The organism is Gluconacetobacter tumulicola (assembly GCF_014174215.1).
Classification (GTDB): Bacteria; Pseudomonadota; Alphaproteobacteria; order Acetobacterales; family Acetobacteraceae; genus Gluconacetobacter; species Gluconacetobacter tumulicola.
In genome coordinates, this window is record NZ_JABEQL010000008.1 from 75,519 (window position 1) to 91,239 (window position 15,721).

At 62.6% G+C, this 15,721-nt stretch carries 15 protein-coding genes; 7 read left to right on the forward strand and 8 right to left on the reverse strand.

The window, feature by feature from the left end; genetic code table 11:
* Both HLH29_RS07985 and hemF read right to left on the reverse strand, forming a co-directional pair.
* Positions 1–1,092: a type 2 periplasmic-binding domain-containing protein gene (locus HLH29_RS07985; RefSeq protein ID WP_182965575.1), complete on the reverse strand. Its 1,092-nt coding sequence runs from the start codon at positions 1,090–1,092 to the stop codon at positions 1–3.
* Positions 1,093–1,251: 159 nt separating this feature from the next.
* On the reverse strand, positions 1,252–2,154 hold the full coding sequence (hemF, locus tag HLH29_RS07990; protein ID WP_182965576.1) for an oxygen-dependent coproporphyrinogen oxidase: 903 nt from the start codon (positions 2,152–2,154) through the stop codon (positions 1,252–1,254).
* A 156-nt stretch (positions 2,155–2,310) separates the two neighbouring features.
* Here hemF and HLH29_RS07995 point away from each other — a divergent pair, with 156 nt between their 5' ends.
* From HLH29_RS07995 to HLH29_RS08010, 4 genes are all read left to right on the forward strand, one after another.
* Positions 2,311–3,549 carry a cytochrome b gene (locus tag HLH29_RS07995; protein ID WP_182965578.1) on the forward strand — a complete coding sequence of 413 codons (1,239 nt, stop codon included), beginning with the start codon at positions 2,311–2,313 and terminating at the stop codon, positions 3,547–3,549.
* Entirely contained in the window at positions 3,546–4,328 is a 783-nt protein-coding gene (locus HLH29_RS08000) for a cytochrome c1 (RefSeq protein ID WP_408871951.1), read from the forward strand. Before HLH29_RS07995 ends, HLH29_RS08000 begins: the two co-directional genes overlap by 4 nt.
* Entirely contained in the window at positions 4,318–5,235 is a 918-nt protein-coding gene (locus HLH29_RS08005) for an S-methyl-5'-thioadenosine phosphorylase (protein ID WP_182965580.1), read from the forward strand. The genes HLH29_RS08000 and HLH29_RS08005 overlap by 11 nt, the downstream gene beginning before the upstream one ends.
* A 164-nt stretch (positions 5,236–5,399) precedes the next feature.
* Entirely contained in the window at positions 5,400–6,509 is a 1,110-nt protein-coding gene (locus HLH29_RS08010; RefSeq protein ID WP_182965582.1) for an acyltransferase family protein, read from the forward strand.
* Between the two features lie 83 nt (positions 6,510–6,592).
* Here HLH29_RS08010 and HLH29_RS08015 read toward each other — a convergent pair whose 3' ends face one another.
* The 4 genes from HLH29_RS08015 to HLH29_RS08030 all read right to left on the reverse strand — a co-directional run bounded on the left by HLH29_RS08015 (position 6,593) and on the right by HLH29_RS08030 (position 11,901).
* Entirely contained in the window at positions 6,593–7,408 is an 816-nt protein-coding gene (locus tag HLH29_RS08015) for a hypothetical protein (protein ID WP_220791434.1), read from the reverse strand.
* A gap of 208 nt (positions 7,409–7,616) precedes the next feature.
* Positions 7,617–9,242: a glycosyltransferase family protein gene (locus HLH29_RS08020; RefSeq protein ID WP_182965586.1), complete on the reverse strand. Its 1,626-nt coding sequence runs from the start codon at positions 9,240–9,242 to the stop codon at positions 7,617–7,619.
* Between the two features lie 26 nt (positions 9,243–9,268).
* Complete coding sequence (locus tag HLH29_RS08025) at positions 9,269–10,861, reverse strand: FkbM family methyltransferase (protein ID WP_182965588.1); 1,593 nt, start codon at positions 10,859–10,861, stop codon at positions 9,269–9,271.
* Positions 10,862–11,232: 371 nt separating this feature from the next.
* Positions 11,233–11,901, reverse strand: a complete 669-nt coding sequence (locus HLH29_RS08030) for a dienelactone hydrolase family protein (protein WP_182965590.1) — start codon at positions 11,899–11,901, stop codon at positions 11,233–11,235.
* Between the two features lie 45 nt (positions 11,902–11,946).
* Between HLH29_RS08030 and HLH29_RS08035 the strand changes: the two genes are divergently transcribed.
* Positions 11,947–12,147: a DUF4169 family protein gene (locus HLH29_RS08035; protein ID WP_182965592.1), complete on the forward strand. Its 201-nt coding sequence runs from the start codon at positions 11,947–11,949 to the stop codon at positions 12,145–12,147.
* A gap of 46 nt (positions 12,148–12,193) precedes the next feature.
* Here HLH29_RS08035 and HLH29_RS08040 read toward each other — a convergent pair whose 3' ends face one another.
* The gene (locus tag HLH29_RS08040) at positions 12,194–12,454 is read right to left on the reverse strand and encodes an usg protein (protein ID WP_182965594.1); all 261 of its coding nucleotides are present in this window, start codon (positions 12,452–12,454) and stop codon (positions 12,194–12,196) included.
* A gap of 273 nt (positions 12,455–12,727) precedes the next feature.
* Here HLH29_RS08040 and HLH29_RS08045 point away from each other — a divergent pair, with 273 nt between their 5' ends.
* Together HLH29_RS08045 and groL are read left to right on the forward strand one after the other, a co-directional pair.
* A complete protein-coding gene (locus HLH29_RS08045) occupies positions 12,728–13,018 on the forward strand; it encodes a co-chaperone GroES (protein ID WP_114726807.1) in 291 nt (96 codons plus the stop codon).
* Between the two features lie 53 nt (positions 13,019–13,071).
* Positions 13,072–14,712: a chaperonin GroEL gene (gene groL, locus HLH29_RS08050; RefSeq protein ID WP_182965596.1), complete on the forward strand. Its 1,641-nt coding sequence runs from the start codon at positions 13,072–13,074 to the stop codon at positions 14,710–14,712.
* A 98-nt stretch (positions 14,713–14,810) separates the two neighbouring features.
* On the opposite strand, the gene HLH29_RS08055 is transcribed toward groL, so the two are convergent.
* Positions 14,811–15,692 (reverse strand): LysR family transcriptional regulator, encoded by an 882-nt coding sequence (locus HLH29_RS08055; protein ID WP_182965598.1) that lies wholly within the window; start codon positions 15,690–15,692, stop codon positions 14,811–14,813.
* Positions 15,693–15,721 lie beyond the last annotated feature (29 nt).

Below are 15,721 nucleotides of genomic sequence, written 5' to 3' on the forward strand. Positions count from 1 at the left end.
TTATCCTAATCGCCATTCCGGCGTGTGAACGGCCAGCCAGCGGCGCAGCATCAGGACGGCCGAGATCTCGCCGGTCATGTCATGCAGGTAGCGGCCGCAATCCGGTCCGCTGACCAGGGCGCGGCCGGAATCATTCTTCAGCGGGTCGAGCGCGCCCTGGGTGACGGCGACGCCGACCGCGTGGCGCCAGGCGGCGACCTGTGCCGGTGGGGTCAGCATCGGCAGCACGAGTCCGATATCGAGCGATGCGGCAGCCGCGACGACCTTCCATGCCTCGTACAGCAGGCCCGTGGGGGCGCGGCCGCGTTCCTGGCTGAAACGTTCGGCGAAGGTCTGCACGGGCTGGCCATGCACGGTCGCGCGTACGGTGTCGTTCAGCGTGAAGAGGGGCGTGACGCCGCTCTGTTCCAGCGGTGCCAGCAGGGCGTCCAGAGCCTCGGGCGTCATCGGGTCGGAGATCTGCACCACGTCCACCTTGCCGTCGCGCAGCGCGGCCAGGGCCTCCTGCGGGGCGGCAAAGCCCATGACCGGGATCGGCCGGAAGCCGAACATCGCCATTGCCATCACGGTGGCCAGTTCGATGCCGTGGTCGCTGGAAACCGCCACGCGTATCGGCCGGTCGCGGACGAGGTCGCGCAAAGTGCGATGCAGGTCGGCCCGACCCACCACGATGGGCGAGACCAGGCTGAACATCAGCGGGACCCAGCGCCCGAAATCGTAATGGGCGCGCGGGTCGCCGGCCAGCGAGGCCACCAGCGCCGCGCCGGGCACCAGCAGGGCCGTGGTGCCGTCCGGCACCGTCCTTGTATCGAACTGGTTGGCGCCGGTTACGCCGTCCAGCCCGCTGGTCAGGTGCGTGGGGAGCGGAGAGGGAGATTCCAGTCCCTGTGCCAGTGCGGGGGCCAGCACCGTACTCCAGCGGCCGGCGGCACTTTCAGCGCTGCCGGCGACCAGCAGGGTGGGGTCGACGATGGCGCCGCCGGCCGGGGCGATGGCGGCGACGTGCGTCAGGGAGCCGGCATGGGCGGCAGGAATGCCGACGAGTGCGGAGAGACCCGCCATGGCAAGAAACTGGCGGCGGCGCATGCGCATCTAGGCCCGACCGGGCTGGTGGTCAGAACAAGGGTGGGGTCGGGTAGCGGGCAAAGGCGGCATCTCCACGGCAGGGGACATTCCAGCGCCTGTGTTGCGCTGGAATGCGGCGAGTCTATGGCAGGTGCCGGGGCGGCCCACGGCGGCGAAGGCGTGATTTTACGGCCAGTGGACCTCGGGGGGAAGACTCATCAGGATCGCTTCGGTATTCCCGCCGGTTTTCAGGCCGAACAGGGTGCCGCGATCGTGGATCAGGTTGAATTCCACGTAGCGGCCGCGCCGGACCAGTTGGGCGCGGCGCTCCTCCTCGGTCCAGCGTTCGTTCATGCGGTGCCGAACGATGGCGGGGTAGGTCTCGAGGAAGGCCAGGCCGACATCGCGGGTGAAGGCGAAATCGGCCGCCACGTCGCCGGTGTTCAGCCGGTCGTAGAAGATGCCGCCCAGGCCCCGGGGCTCGTTCCGGTGGGGCAGGAAGAAATAGCGGTCGCACCATTCCTTGAAGCGCGGATAATAGGCCGGGTCGTGCCGGTCGCAGGCGGTGCGGAAGCCGGCATGGAACCGGACAGCGTCCTCCTGTGCCTCGGCACTGTCGGGGAACATCGGCGTCAGGTCGCCGCCACCGCCGAACCACCCTTCGGTGGTGATGATCATCCGCGTGTTGAAATGGGCGGCGGGGACGCGGGGATTGCACATATGGGCCACCAGGCTGATGCCGGTGGCGAAGAAGCGCGGGTCCTCGGCGGCGCCGGGGATGTTGGCGCGGAATTCCGGGCTGAACGTGCCCGACACCGTCGAGACGTTGACGCCCACCTTCTCGAACACCCGGCCGCGCATCAGGCTGATGACCCCGCCGCCGCCGGGCGTGCCGTCCTCGTTCACGCGGTCCCAAGGGGTGCGGGCAAAGGTGCCCGGGGCCTCGCGGCCGGGCAGGGTCTGTACGTCGTCGGCATCCTGCTCGATCTGTTCGAAGACGCTGCAGATCCGGTCGCGCAGGGTCTCGAACCAGGCGCGGGCCTCTTCCTTCATATGGTCGTGGGGGATGGGCGCGCGGGTCTCTGTCATGCTCGGATCATCTTCTGTGTCGAACGGGTCGTCTGGGTAGGCGGAAAGGGGCTTTTGAAACAGCGTCCATAGAGTCCGATCATGGGGGCAATTGCAAGAAGGGGCGGGGGGCCGTTATGGAAGGCGGGCGCCGTTGGGGCGGAGGATTGAGGACCGATGACGGACGCTGGTTCCCGCGATATGCCGGATGAACGGGAGAAGACGGGCGTGGTGGCCTGGCTGGACGCGCGCCTGCCGGTCGTCTCGGCCTTTCGCCGGGAATATGTCGACTACCGGACGCCGCGCAACCTGAACGGGCTGTGGAATTTCGGTGCGATCCTGACGGTCGTGCTGCTGGTGATGCTGGCCACGGGCATCTTCCTGGCGATCAACTATACGCCGACTGCCGCCGGGGCCTTTGCGTCGGTCGAGGCGATCGAACGCCAGGTGCCCAGCGGGTGGCTGCTGCGGTCGATCCATGTCACGGGCGCCAGCATGTTCCTGGCGGCGCTGTATATCCACCTGTTTCGCGGCCTGTATTACGGGTCCTACAAGGCGCCGCGCGAGATGCTGTGGCTGACCGGGCTGGTGCTGCTGGCCATGGTGATGTTCACCGCCTTTGCCGGTTACGTGCTGCCCTGGGGGCAGATGTCGTATTGGGGCGCCGATGTCGCGGGCAAGGCCGTCGATGCGATCCCTGGGGTAGGGCCGTGGCTGGAACATTTCCTCCGGGGCGCCGATGCGCCGGGGGACGTGTCGCTGCACCGCTTCTTTATCCTGCACATGGTGCTGGCCTTCGCGGTGCTGGGCGTGGTGGGCGTCCATGTCGCGGCGCTGCATGTGACCGGCTCGAACAATCCTCTCGGGATCGAGCCGGCGGGGCCGCGCGATACGGTGCCTTTCCATCCTTATTATACAAGCAAGGACGCGCTGGGGTTGGTCCTGTTTGCGCTGCTGTTCGCGGTGGTGATGTTCTTCCTGCCGAATGTGGTGTTCGAGGCCGAGAATTTCCGCCCCGCCAACCCGCTGCATACGCCGGCCGATATCGAGCCCGAATGGTATTTCCTGCCGTTCTACGGGATATTGCAGTCGGTTCCGTCGAAATTCGGTGGGCTGCTGGCTTCGGTGGGCGCGATCCTGGTGCTGTTCCTGGTGCCGTGGCTCGACCGTTCGCCGATCCGCTCCGCGCGGTTCCGGCCGCTTTATCGGGTCTGCATGGGGTTGCTGGTCGTCTGCTTCATCCTGCTGGGCTTTGTCGGTCGCCATCATGCGCAGGGAGGGTGGATGATCGCCGGACGGGTGGCGGTGGTCTATTATTTCGCGCATTTCCTGGTCCTGCTGCCGCTGTCGGCCCGCACCGAGCGCGGGATCGTTCTGCCGGATGGCATTACCGATGCCGGGAGGCGTGGGGCATGAAGGGAGAGATGCGGTTGCGGTTCGGCTTCCTGCTGGGCCTTCTGGCGTCGCTTGCCGATATCTCTCACGCGATGGCGCAGGCGGGGCCGCATGATCGGCCACCGCACCAGGTCTGGAGCTTCGAGGGGGCGCTGGGCCGTTTCGATCTCTCGGCCGTCCAGCGCGGCTACGCCGTTTATGCGCAGGTCTGTTCGGCCTGCCATGGCATGAAATCCATGACCTATGGCGACCTGGCGGCGATGGGGCTGACCATGGAGCAGGTCAGCCGGATCGCGGCCACGCAGCAGGTGCCGGGTGGGGTGGATGCGCAGGGCGACCCTGTCACGCGGGCTGCGACGCCGGCCGATCATTTCCGTGATCCGTTCGCCAACCCGGAGGCCGCTGCGGCAGCCAATAACGGTGTGGCGCCGCCGGACCAGTCACGGCTGGCGCTGGTCTATCCTGGGGGGGCGGACCGGATCTATGCGGTGCTGACCGGCTATCGGGAGGCTCCGGCGGCCTATCGCCCCAGCCATGCCGGCGCGGTATACAATCCCTATGCAAGCGGTCGGGAAATCGCGATGCCGCCGCCATTGCGTGACGGGCAGGTTGTCTATACCGACGGCACGCCCGCCACCACGGCGCAGGAGGCGCGCGATGTCACCACCTTCCTGGCGTGGGTGGCGCAGCCCCACCTGGAGGCGCGCCATCGCCTGGGTATGCAGGTGGTGTTGTATCTTCTGTTCCTTGCCGTCCTGGTGTTCCTTCTGAAACGGAGAGTCTGGTCCGATGTCCACTGAAACCGCCCCCCTTTCGTCTGCGCAGGACGCCGTCGAACCCGTGATCGGCCTGATCGGCGGATCGGGCCTGTATGATATCGACGGGTTGGAAGAGAAGGAGTGGCGCACGGTTGAGACCCCGTGGGGGCTGCCGTCCGATCAGTTGCTGTTCGGCCGGCTGGACGGCGTGCGCTGCGTGTTCCTGCCGCGTCATGGACGGGGGCACCCGATCCCGCCGTCGCGTCTGAACTACCGCGCCAACATCGCGGCGCTGAAGATGTCGGGCGTGACCGACATCGTGTCGCTGTCGGCCGTGGGCTCGCTGAAGGAGGAATTGCCGCCGGGGCATTTCGTCATTATCGACCAGTTCATCGACCGCTCCTTCGCGCGGGAAAAGAGCTTCTTCGACACCGGGTGCGTGGCCCATGTATCGGTGGCCGATCCGCTGTGCCCGCGTATCGGCGACGTGCTGGAAGAGGCGGCGCGCGAACTGAAGCTGGATGTGACGCGCGGCGGCACTTATCTGGTGATGGAAGGCCCGCAATTCTCGACCAAGGCCGAGAGCAATCTCTATCGCTCCTGGGGGTGCTCGGTCGTCGGCATGACCAACATGCCGGAGGCCAAGCTGGCTCGTGAGGCGGAGATCTGTTACGCGACCGTCGCGATGGTGACGGATTATGATTGCTGGCATCCGGACCATGACAGCGTGACGGTCGATGCCGTGGTCAAGGTCATGCTGTCCAATGCTGACCGGGCCCGGGCGCTGGTCAAGTCGGTGATCCCGACCCTGGGCCGTTCGCGCGGCCTGTGCCCGGCCGGGTGCGACCGGGCGCTGGAGCATGCGCTGATTACCGCCCCTGAGAAGCGCGACCCGGTCCTGCTGGCGAAACTGGAGACCATTGCGGGCCGGGTGCTGTCGCGCGGCTGATGTCTCGGCGGGATGCGCCGGGGGTGCCCGGCGCATCTGTCTGGCGGCTCCGGTCCTGTGATGAAGGTGGACAACCTTCCGCGCCGGCTTTCTGGCCGATTCTGTTGAAAAGAATTATAAGATATGGGACGTAGTATCTTCCTTGGCGGGGGGCACTACGTCCCATGGTCTTTCCGTTTATCGACGTGCTGCGCGGCTTCGCGGCGATAAGCGTCGTCGTCTATCATGTGATCATGCATTTTAACTGGGTTGGATTTCCGACCTCGGGTCCCCTGGTGTGGTTTCGCACGGGGTGGATGGGGGTCGATCTTTTCTTTGTCATTTCGGGTTTTGTAATAAGCCTTTCCGCTTTTTCTACCCTTGATAAGACTGCGGATAGAAGAAAATTCCTGGCGCATTTTGCACGGCACAGGATATTACGCATTGTGCCGCTGCATTATGCGACGTGTGTCGTGTTTGTAGTCTATATATATCCTTTCATGTTCTTCAGTCTGGATGGATGGAAGCAATTCGCGACGCATGCGTTATTTATTCACAATTTATTCTTGATGCACCAGGGTGGAATAAACGGTGTCAATTGGTCTTTGGGTGATGAGGCGCAGTTCTATGTTCTGATGATGTTCGTGGCCGTCTGGCTGCGCCAATGCCCACCCTGGATCATCGGGGTGGGTGCCGTTGCGATTGCCTGGACGTGGCGGTTATTCATCTATCATGTAACGGATATCACGGGACCGCTCGGGGTGTTTCCCCGCTTTGTCTATGCGACTCAATTGCCGGGGATGCTGGATGAATTTGCCTGTGGGATTCTGCTGGCACGGTTTGTTCGCACACGGGTAGGGGGGCGCTTTATAACGACCAACCCTGCGCGGTTATGGGTATTCCCTGCGGCGACCGTACTCATGGGAGGCATATCGTTTCTCGTATATTGGCATAATGCAATATATTGGGATTCGGAATGGATGGTGGTGAGTTACAAGACGCTGTTTTGTGTCTCTTGTGGTCTTCTTGTGATGTCGGCATGTTCCGTTAATCAGCAATCCCTGCTGCTGATTTCAGCGCCGTTCAGATATCTGGGCACGATATCCTACGGGATATATTTATGGCATCTGTCCATTATCGAGGCGTTCAAGAGATTGGGTTGGCTTTCCGGTCCGCAGGCCTTGCCGGCGATCCTTATCCTGACCATCCTGTTTGCGTCCGCGTCATGGCATTTTTTTGAAAAACCCATAATGCAGCGATTTGGACGCCGGCTCTCTCCTGACGCGGGCGCGTAATCGGGTCTTTCGAGGGGTAAGAAATTTTCTCGCGTGCGTCAGGGCATGGATGGCATGCGCCGTTTCCTTCTGACGCCGCAATATCAGCGTACCTCCCGTTCCTTCATGAAATTTTCGAATGAGTTTGCGCCGCTGGAGAACGGATGGGGGAATTGCCGCCGGAGAGCGCCATCCTGTCGATAAGCCAGCCTGTGCTGGGGAGGGATCGGGTTTCCGCTCTCGTAACGGGCGAAGGCCCACCAGCGTTCCGGCAGGCCCTTGGGTGCCCTTTGCGCCAACTGGTCCCGGTACCAATACATCAGTTCAAAGACTTCGATACGATTGCCGCAATAGCGTTCCAGCATGACTTCGCCGGCCCATGTGACCTTGGTGAAGTGAAAGAAGCGCAGTACGCTGTCGGCGGCGCGAATGACGCCGTTGGAATCAATTGCGATCGGACGCTGGCTGAGATTCCAGCTGGCAACATTATAGCCCGGGTCACGCAGGATCAGCACGTCGTCAAAGAATGCGGGAACGTGATCGCACCATTTTTGATCGGTAAACAATCCGTTGGGAACGTCGTCAAAGCAGAACGAAAGGAGCCGGTCACGCCACCATTCGGCGAAACGCCGACCTTCGGGGCGCCCGGATACGGCCACGAAGCCAAGATTGTAGATTCCGAATTTCAGGGAGCCGATTTCGTTATCCCGAATGGCGATCTCGCTGGTGTCCGGCCGCAGCTGATGAGGCGTCAGGATGACGTTATGGGTATCCAATGCACGTTCGATATCCGTCAGATCCGCAAAAATCGCGATGTCGGGGTCGATATAGACGATTTTTTCAGCGCCCTGTTCCAGCAGGCGGCAGAGCATCTTTCCCTTTACGGCCGTGCAGAGTTCGACGATGTCATGTTCGAACATCCATGAATCGAGATTGGGTATTCCGAGTTCCCCGATGCGGACGAGGGCGTCGATCGGCTCTTCATCCAGGTTGAAGACGAACCCTTCGGGTTCGATATCCGACAGGCAGAACGTGAACTCCCAGTCCGGATGATGGCGATGCAGGGTCTCGCCCAGAACGCGGACGCGATCGAGATAGGAAAACGAAGCACTTGTGAAGCATCTTACCTTAGTCATCCTGCACCTCGGACAAGAGCTCTGAACGGTTGGTCATTTCTTGTTCGCGCTGATCGCGGAGCCAGGCGATGCTACCCTCCTCGGCCAGGAGATAGCCGCGTTGGCGGCTGGAAAGCTTCAGAATGTTCGATAATTTGCCTGTGGCGAGAAGTGCCACCAATTCGTCTTCGCTTTCCAGAAGAAGACCCTGTCCGGGGGCAGAGCGGCGCAGGAGGACGGGAACGTTGCCTTCTCCGTCGGGTGCCAGCAGGAAGGCGCCGCCGGCCAGAGCCTCGTAGGCTGCGTAGCAGAAGGTCTCGGGCCAAAGCGACCAGTTGACGACCACGTCGATGTTTCGGGCGACGACGGCCCTGATCATGGCATCTGGTCCGTCAAGGGCAATATTGACTTTTGTATAGATAATGTGCCCCGCCGCAGGAACGGAATGTGCCAGTCCGATATGATGGAATTCATAGCGGGGATCGTTCTGGAAATGCTCGGCCAGATTCTGGAAGATCGGCCATCCTTTCGGGTAGGCCCGCTGACCGAGGAAGGCGATCCTGATCGGACGCCCGGTGCTGCCCGTTTCGAAAGGAATGTGCGAGTCACTGAGCAGCAATCGACCAAGTGGACGAGCCAGGGCAACGGCATGAGAAAAGGAGGCATGCTTCAGCCAGAGGGCCAGCGCGGCTTCGGATGGCGCCATGACACATGGCGTGAAGCGCGTGAAAAAGGCCTCGATGCGGGCCAGGAAAGCGGGCCGATCCTCGCCATGGCTACAGATTCCGCAGGCCATCGAATGGGAGGGCGGCGCATGGCAATAGACGGTATCGTTACGCAGCAGTTGGACACTGCTGCAGAGGGTGAAGAAATCGTGGGTCCAGACAATAATGCGATCGTGACACACTGCCTGAATGATGTTGCCGATATCTTCCGGAGCATGGCCCATGAGATGGTGGATGACGGCGTGAACCGGATGGCCTTTCGGCCGGGCGTGTACAAGTGCCTGGATCAGGCTGGCCGGCGTGGCGTTGCCCAGTTTCGTGCCATTCAGGCAAACGGACAAGGCGACCGGCAGCCCGGGGACCCGATCGGCCAAGCCCAGTCGGGGGCAGGCAGGAGACAGATGCAGATAATTCCATGAAAGCTCCGAGCAGGTAGCCTGCTCGACCGAAATCAGCTTCTGTACGCCACCGACATTCTTGCGGTAGTCGTCATGACTGACCGACAGGATGATCGGTCCATCGAGGAATCCGGCTTGCAGCAGGCTCGACAGGCGCTCCGCCGACAGGACGCCCTCGTCTGGTATCGTGGGTGCCGGGTTTATATCCAACTTTGCCCGGAAGCTGTTCTGGACGCGTGCGCGCATGTCTCGCAAAGGGGGAATGGCCTTTCGTCCTTCATGTCGGCCAGCGAAGACATAGTGATGAAGGGGGTTTATCCCGGCTTTGGCGACGTCGGGATTTCGCTGCAGGTAGAAGCCCGTATCGAAGGAGATGCTGGGATTGCGGCCCTCTCGCCAGCCAGTCGCGCAATAATGTTCCAGCGGGTCGATGCGCAGTTCCGCCACATCGGGGTAGGAACGAAGGTAAAATGTTCTGTCGAAGAAATGTTCGAGAGCCGCAATATGGTCGTTCATGGCCCGATCCCAGGTTGGCGCTTCGTTCAGTTCTTGAAATATTTATTGCGAATGCTGGCCGCGACGCGGCGTCCTGTTCGGGCCACCTTCTGGATCGCTGGATGCCTTTCGGCAATCTGCCGCATCGGTGATGTCACCCGCCAGATCGTACTGATCTCGATGTCCCTGATTCGATTCTGTAGCTGTTGATATAAGCTTTGTAGAACAATGGCCTGTCCGGAGTGGTAATCGACCAGGGATTGCATTTGGTCGAGTTGTAATTCCTTGTCTCTCAGATCATCGCGGATCGTGCTTTCCAGATATTTTCCGGCTTCGGCGATCGGATCGAGCATATTGGCCGTCGTGGCGGCAAGTTCTCTCTCAAGGCGCTGGATTTGCGCCTCGGCTGCCGTCAGTGCGCGGGCGCGATGCGCGAGTGCGTCGACCAGCTTCTGATTGTGCGCCTGTGCTGCCGTGAGTGCGCCGGCTCGATGCGCGAGTGCGTCAACCAGTTCCTGATTGTGCGCCTGGGCCGCGGCATGGGCTGTCTGCTCGTGCACGAAGCTGTCTGTCAGATCCTGGTAGCGTGCTGAAAAATCGTTCAGCGCCTGCTGTTGGATCGTGTTCTGTTCATGAGCTTCGCGCAGGGCGTCGCGCGCAGAACGCTCCAGTGCTGTAATTCTGTCTCCGATCAATTCGCCATTATGCCAGCCGGGCGCCAGGAAGGTCTCGAAATCTTCGCCGCGCATGTAATGTCCGGCCCGAGCCGCGACGGCCGGGACGTCCTTGCCCTCCCATTCCGGCATGCCCCAGCGGGGGGTCTCCCATAATGCTTCCCGCAGGTCCGCCACGCTGCTGATCGTGCGCAGGATGCAGTTATGGGCGCGCAGTTTTTCGTCCAGGACCGGCTGGAAGCGGGGGGCAGCCAGCAGGCCGGCTTCAAAGGCGAAGGGAAAGATCGGGGTGGCCGCGTGACGGAAATTTTCCGGATTGTGGCTGGGGAAGGCGAAGTAGAAGACCTCGAGACCCCAGGATAATAATCGTTCGCAGAGCGCGAGGGACTGGGCATCCTCATTGCATTCCAGCCAGAGGGTTACCTGGCCTTGGGAGAGGAGGCGGGCATGGCTGTCGAGGATGCTGAGTTCCATTCCCTCCGCATCGATCTTGATCAAGTCGAACGGTCCCTCCTCCTGCCAGAGATCGGACAGCTCCTTGATTGCCGGCACTGTGGGTTGCGAGGTCTGGACCGACGCGTCGGGGGTAAAGGATGTGGCCCCAATGTTGCCTGGATCGCCATGGGCAGCGGCCACCTTCATACCCGCCCTCCCGATCAAATTCTCCTTGATGGTATGGGGGATGCGTGCGTTGCTGGCGACGTTATGGGTCAGGAAGGGAATGACTGCCGGATTGGCGTCTACGAAACAGACATGGGAAATCTTGCGCAGCAACGAGATGCCAAGGCCGAAGGTACCGAAGCACGCGCCGATATCCAGAATCCGTGCGTTCTCCGGCACTATGGAGGCGACGAAGGAGACTTCATCCCATGCCCATTCGCCATAATGGGCAAGAAAACGGCCGATAAGGTCATCTTCTGCCGTGGGGATTCTGAACGCCCCGTAGCGCGTGTCGATGTCTTGCAAATGTCGTGCTTCCTCGTACCCCAGATACATCACGCTGTTGGAACAGTGTGTGGTAAGGATCGCACGTAGCGCCGCCCCATCGCAGATGTCGGCTTGCGCCCGTCCAGCACCAGATTTGGCATGATCCGCCTATTGCCTCGGTTCGCTCATCAACAGTTCAAGGGCGCATTGCCCTGGAATTACGTGAACGCGAGACATGCCCGGCGGTTATATCGCGTCGATGCAAATATTTTGACTGATGATGTAATCTGCGCCGGACGGTCTTGTGATGAGAAGCGGAAGGTCATGCCCCCAATGAGGGCTGACCAACACGTATTCGTGATATTTCTGCAGATATCATGCTGGCTGCGAGGCGGCTGCCGCTGGGAGGCTCAGAGCTGCCGGTCGAAGAAGGCCAGGCTGCGGGTCTGGGCCAGTTCCGCCGCCGGAGCATTGAAGCTGGCGCGTTCTGAACAGCCGAACCCATGCCCGGCATCGGGGTAGATGTGGATCGGCAGATCAGGATGGGCGGCACGGATGGCAGCGATATCGGAAAGCGGGATCGATCCGTCGGTCTCGCCGAAATGCAGTTCCACCGGGCAGCGGGGGAGCAGGTTCCGCTCGGCGGCGATGCCGGCGCCATACCATCCGACCGCCGCCCCGAAACTGTCGGTCCGGCAGGCTGCCTGCCAGGCGAGCGTGCCGCCCCAGCAATAGCCGATGATGCCGGTATGGGCCGGTTCCAGCCCCAGCGCCCGTGCGGCGGCGACGATATCGAGCAATGTGTCTTCGGGCGGGATTGCGGCGCGCAGTTTAAGGCCCTTCTGTACCCCGGCCTGGTCATAGGCCAGTTCCACATTCCGCTCGGCGCGGTCGAACAGGGCAGGGGCGATGACGCGATATCCTTCGGCGGCGAAGGCGTCGGCAACCGTGCGGATATGGTGATTGACGCCGAAAATCTCCTGCACCACCACCAGCGCGCGGGAGGCATCGGCCGGGCCGGCACTGTAGGCGGAAAGCGTGTGACCGTCCGAGGCGGTCAGGGTGATGGTCTGGCTCATGGGCGGGTCCTTTTCTGTGCCAACGATGGCCGGTAGAGTGGCGCCATGGCTGAGATCGTCAACCTGCGGCAGGCGCGCAAGCGTAAGGCCCGCGCGGAACAGGCCGCCGTGGCGGCGACGAACCGCGCCCTGCACGGCAGGACGGCCGCCGAGCGCGATCGCGACCGGCAGGAGGCCGATCGGGCCCGACGCACGCTGGATGGTGCGCGGCTGCCCTCCGGGACCGAGCGGGACGGGCAGGGCTGACATGACCCTGGCGGCCTGCCAGCCCTGTGCTGTCAATGTTGGGCGGTCAATGTAATGTGAGACAGGCCGAGGCATGGCGCAGTGCCGGAGGGCCGATCAGGGCCTGCTGCGCCACCCTGACCGAGTGCAGTTGGCCCTCCAGCGAACGGGTCCAGAAATCGAGAAACCGGCGGAGCTGCGGATAGGACGGCGCCAGATCGAGTTCCTGCCAGATATAGGTCTGGAGCAGGGTTGGATGGTCGGGAAGGCGATAGAGGATCTCGGCGGTCGTCAGGCGGTAGTCGTTGAGCTGGAGCCGCAAGGACATGGACACCTCGGTGCGGGATCGACGGTTGTGGACACATCGTCAGCCTGCGGGATAGGCCGGGCGTATTTCAACAAAAATTCTTTATTCCCAGAAACTTGGCAGTCGTCGAAAGAAAGTGCTGCCAAAGCGTTGACATGGGCGGGGTGGGCACCTACCTGTTTGTTGGCACTCTCGCAAGGAGAGTGCTAAAGCGACGCGGCTCTGGCGCGCGTGCCAACCCGGTGGCGTTGCTTATTCAAGGGCGTTACCTTTTTTGATGTGGAGCGATCCATAATGACGAATTTTCGGCCCCTGCATGACCGTGTGGTCGTCCGTCGCCTGACCGGCGAAGAGAAGACGGCTGGCGGCATCATCATCCCCGACACCGCCAAGGAAAAGCCGATGGAGGGCGAGGTCATCTCGGTCGGCCCCGGCGCGCGGAACGAGCAGGGACAGATCGTCGCCCTCGACGTGAAGGCGGGCGACAAGGTGCTGTTCGGCAAGTGGTCGGGCACCGAGGTCAAGATCAATGGCGAGGAGCTGCTGATCATGAAGGAAAGCGACATCATGGGCGTGATCGCCTGAAGTCCTTCCTCTTTCCTTTCTGATCGACGAGTTTCCCACAGGAGAATTCTAAAATGGCAGCCAAGGACGTAAAGTTCGGCGGTGACGCACGCCAGCGCATGCTGCGGGGCGTGGACATTCTGGCCGACGCGGTGAAGGTGACCCTGGGCCCGAAGGGCCGAAACGTCGTGCTCGACAAGAGCTTCGGCGCGCCGCGCATCACGAAGGACGGTGTGTCGGTCGCCAAGGAAATCGAGCTGGCCGACAAGTTCGAGAACATGGGCGCCCAGATGGTGCGCGAAGTGGCCTCGAAGACCAACGACGTCGCCGGTGACGGCACGACGACCGCGACCGTGCTGGCGCAGGCCATCATCCGCGAGGGTGCCAAGGCCGTGGCCGCAGGCATGAACCCGATGGACCTGAAGCGCGGCATCGACAAGGCCGTCAAGGCCGTCGTCGAAGAGCTGAAGAAGAACACCAAGAAGATCACGACCCCGGCCGAGACGGCGCAGGTCGGCACGATCTCCGCCAACGGCGAGCATGAGATCGGCGAGATGATCTCGCAGGCCATGCAGAAGGTCGGCAGCGAGGGCGTCATCACGGTGGAAGAGGCCAAGGGCCTGCACACCGAGCTGGACGTCGTCGAGGGCATGCAGTTCGATCGTGGCTATATCTCCCCGTATTTCATCACGAATGCGGAGAAGATGGTTGCCGATCTGGACAACCCCTACATCCTGATCCACGAGAAGAAGCTGTCGTCGCTGCAGCCGATGCTGCCGCTGCTCGAGAGCGTCGTGCAGTCCGGCCGTCCGCTGCTGATCCTCGCGGAAGATGTCGATGGCGAAGCGCTGGCGACCCTGGTCGTCAACAAGCTGCGTGGCGGCCTGAAGATCGCCGCCGTCAAGGCGCCGGGCTTCGGTGATCGTCGCAAGGCGATGCTGGAAGACATCGCGATCCTGACCGGTGGCCAGGTGATCAGCGAAGATCTGGGCATTAAGCTGGAGACCGTGACCCTGGCGATGCTGGGCCGCGCGAAGAAGGTCCGGATCGAGAAGGAAAACACCACGATCGTCGAGGGTGCCGGCGCATCCGACGACATCAAGGGCCGTTGCTCGCAGATCCGCGCGCAGATCGAGGAGACCTCCTCGGACTACGATCGCGAGAAGCTGCAGGAGCGTCTGGCGAAGCTGGCCGGTGGCGTTGCCGTCATCCGTGTCGGCGGCTCGACCGAGGTCGAGGTGAAGGAGCGCAAGGATCGCGTCGACGACGCGCTGCATGCGACCCGCGCCGCCGTCGAGGAAGGTATCGTTCCGGGTGGTGGCACGGCGCTGGCGCGTGCGTCGACCGCGCTGAGCCATCTGGAGTTCCACAATGCCGACCAGCGCGTCGGTGCGGAGATCATCCGCAAGGCCCTGCAGGCTCCGCTGCGCCAGATCGCCCACAATGCGGGCGAAGACGGTGCGGTGATCGCCGGCAAGGTGCTGGAAGTCAGCGACTACAACTATGGCTTCGACGCCCAGATCGGCGATTACAAGGATCTGGTCGCGGCCGGTATCATCGACCCGACCAAGGTCGTCCGTACCGCGCTGCAGGATGCGGCGTCGGTTGCCGGCCTGCTGATCACCACCGAAGCGATGGTGGCCGAGAAGCCGGAAAAGAAGGCCCCGCCGGCCCCCGGTGGCGGCATGGGCGGCATGGGCGACATGGATTTCTGAGATCCATCAGCCTGCCGGTCCGGGCTTCGCGCCCGGGCTGGATGCTGCTTTATCCGGCAGGAAAAGAGCCGTCCGTTCGCGGGCGGCTTTTTTTTGTCTTATTGCCGGGTGGAGGCGGTGATGAAGGCCAGCAGGGCTTGGGCCGCCATGCTGCGATACCGTTCCTTGTGGCGCAGCCCGAAGAAGGCCCTGGGGCCGAACGAAAGCGGTGCCGCATGCAATGTGCCGGCGCGGATGCACGGTGCGACGACCAGGGATGACAGGGCGGCGATGCCGGCGCCGGCTTCGACAGCGGTGCGAACGCTTTCGTTGGAGGGCAGAACCAGCGCCACGTCCAGAGAGTCGGACGCGATGCCGAGGCGGCGCAGATGCCGGTCAAGCGTCGAGCGTGTGCCCGAGCCGTCCTCGCGCATGATCCAGCGGGCGCGTTGCAGCCAGGTGGCGTCGACAGGAGTATCGTCGAACGGATCGGCCTGTACCAGCAATAGTCTGTCTTCGCCGATCGGCCAGTGGGTCAATGTGGGATCGTCGACCTGGCCTTCGATGATTCCGATCTCGGCCTCGCCCGTGTGGACCTGGGCGGCGGCCTGTTCGGTATTGCGGATGGCAAGGGCGATCGACAGGGCCGGATAGTGGCGGCGAAAATCTGCCAGCAGGGGTGGCAGCCAATAGGCGGCGATAGTCTGGCTGGCGACTACGCGCAGCGTGCCGCGCCGGAGTGCACCCAGATCGTCCAGCACATTTTCGGCGGCGGCCGTGCGGGCCAGAACGGCGCGGGCTTCGGTGAGGAACAGACGGCCGGCCTCGGTGAGGGCGATGCCCCGACCGACCCGGTGGAAGAGCCGGACGTCGTGACGTTCCTCCAGGGCCGCGATGGCGGCGGAGGCGGCCGACTGGGTGACGTTGAGCGCCTTTGCCCCGGCCGTCATGTGCTCGCGTTCGGCGACGGCGATGAAGATGCGGAGCTGTTCGAGGGTCATGGAAGGGGGTGAGATCCTGATTGATCTGA

What these genes read in the sequence shown, in the direction of transcription:
- HLH29_RS08045 (WP_114726807.1), top strand. Translation starts at nt 12,728, where the DNA reads ATGACGAATTTTCGGCCCCTGCATGACCGTGTGGTCGTCCGTCGCCTG.
- hemF (WP_182965576.1), bottom strand. Translation starts at nt 2,154, where the DNA reads ATGACAGAGACCCGCGCGCCCATCCCCCACGACCATATGAAGGAAGAG.
- HLH29_RS08040 (WP_182965594.1), bottom strand. Translation starts at nt 12,454, where the DNA reads ATGTCCTTGCGGCTCCAGCTCAACGACTACCGCCTGACGACCGCCGAG.
- HLH29_RS08015 (WP_220791434.1), bottom strand. Translation starts at nt 7,408, where the DNA reads ATGTTCGAACATGACATCGTCGAACTCTGCACGGCCGTAAAGGGAAAG.
- HLH29_RS08030 (WP_182965590.1), bottom strand. Translation starts at nt 11,901, where the DNA reads ATGAGCCAGACCATCACCCTGACCGCCTCGGACGGTCACACGCTTTCC.
- HLH29_RS08000 (WP_408871951.1), top strand. Translation starts at nt 3,546, where the DNA reads ATGAAGGGAGAGATGCGGTTGCGGTTCGGCTTCCTGCTGGGCCTTCTG.
- groL (WP_182965596.1), top strand. Translation starts at nt 13,072, where the DNA reads ATGGCAGCCAAGGACGTAAAGTTCGGCGGTGACGCACGCCAGCGCATG.
- HLH29_RS08035 (WP_182965592.1), top strand. Translation starts at nt 11,947, where the DNA reads ATGGCTGAGATCGTCAACCTGCGGCAGGCGCGCAAGCGTAAGGCCCGC.
- HLH29_RS08005 (WP_182965580.1), top strand. Translation starts at nt 4,318, where the DNA reads ATGTCCACTGAAACCGCCCCCCTTTCGTCTGCGCAGGACGCCGTCGAA.
- HLH29_RS08010 (WP_182965582.1), top strand. Translation starts at nt 5,400, where the DNA reads ATGGTCTTTCCGTTTATCGACGTGCTGCGCGGCTTCGCGGCGATAAGC.
- HLH29_RS07995 (WP_182965578.1), top strand. Translation starts at nt 2,311, where the DNA reads ATGACGGACGCTGGTTCCCGCGATATGCCGGATGAACGGGAGAAGACG.
- HLH29_RS08055 (WP_182965598.1), bottom strand. Translation starts at nt 15,692, where the DNA reads ATGACCCTCGAACAGCTCCGCATCTTCATCGCCGTCGCCGAACGCGAG.
- HLH29_RS08020 (WP_182965586.1), bottom strand. Translation starts at nt 9,242, where the DNA reads ATGAACGACCATATTGCGGCTCTCGAACATTTCTTCGACAGAACATTT.
- HLH29_RS07985 (WP_182965575.1), bottom strand. Translation starts at nt 1,092, where the DNA reads ATGCGCATGCGCCGCCGCCAGTTTCTTGCCATGGCGGGTCTCTCCGCA.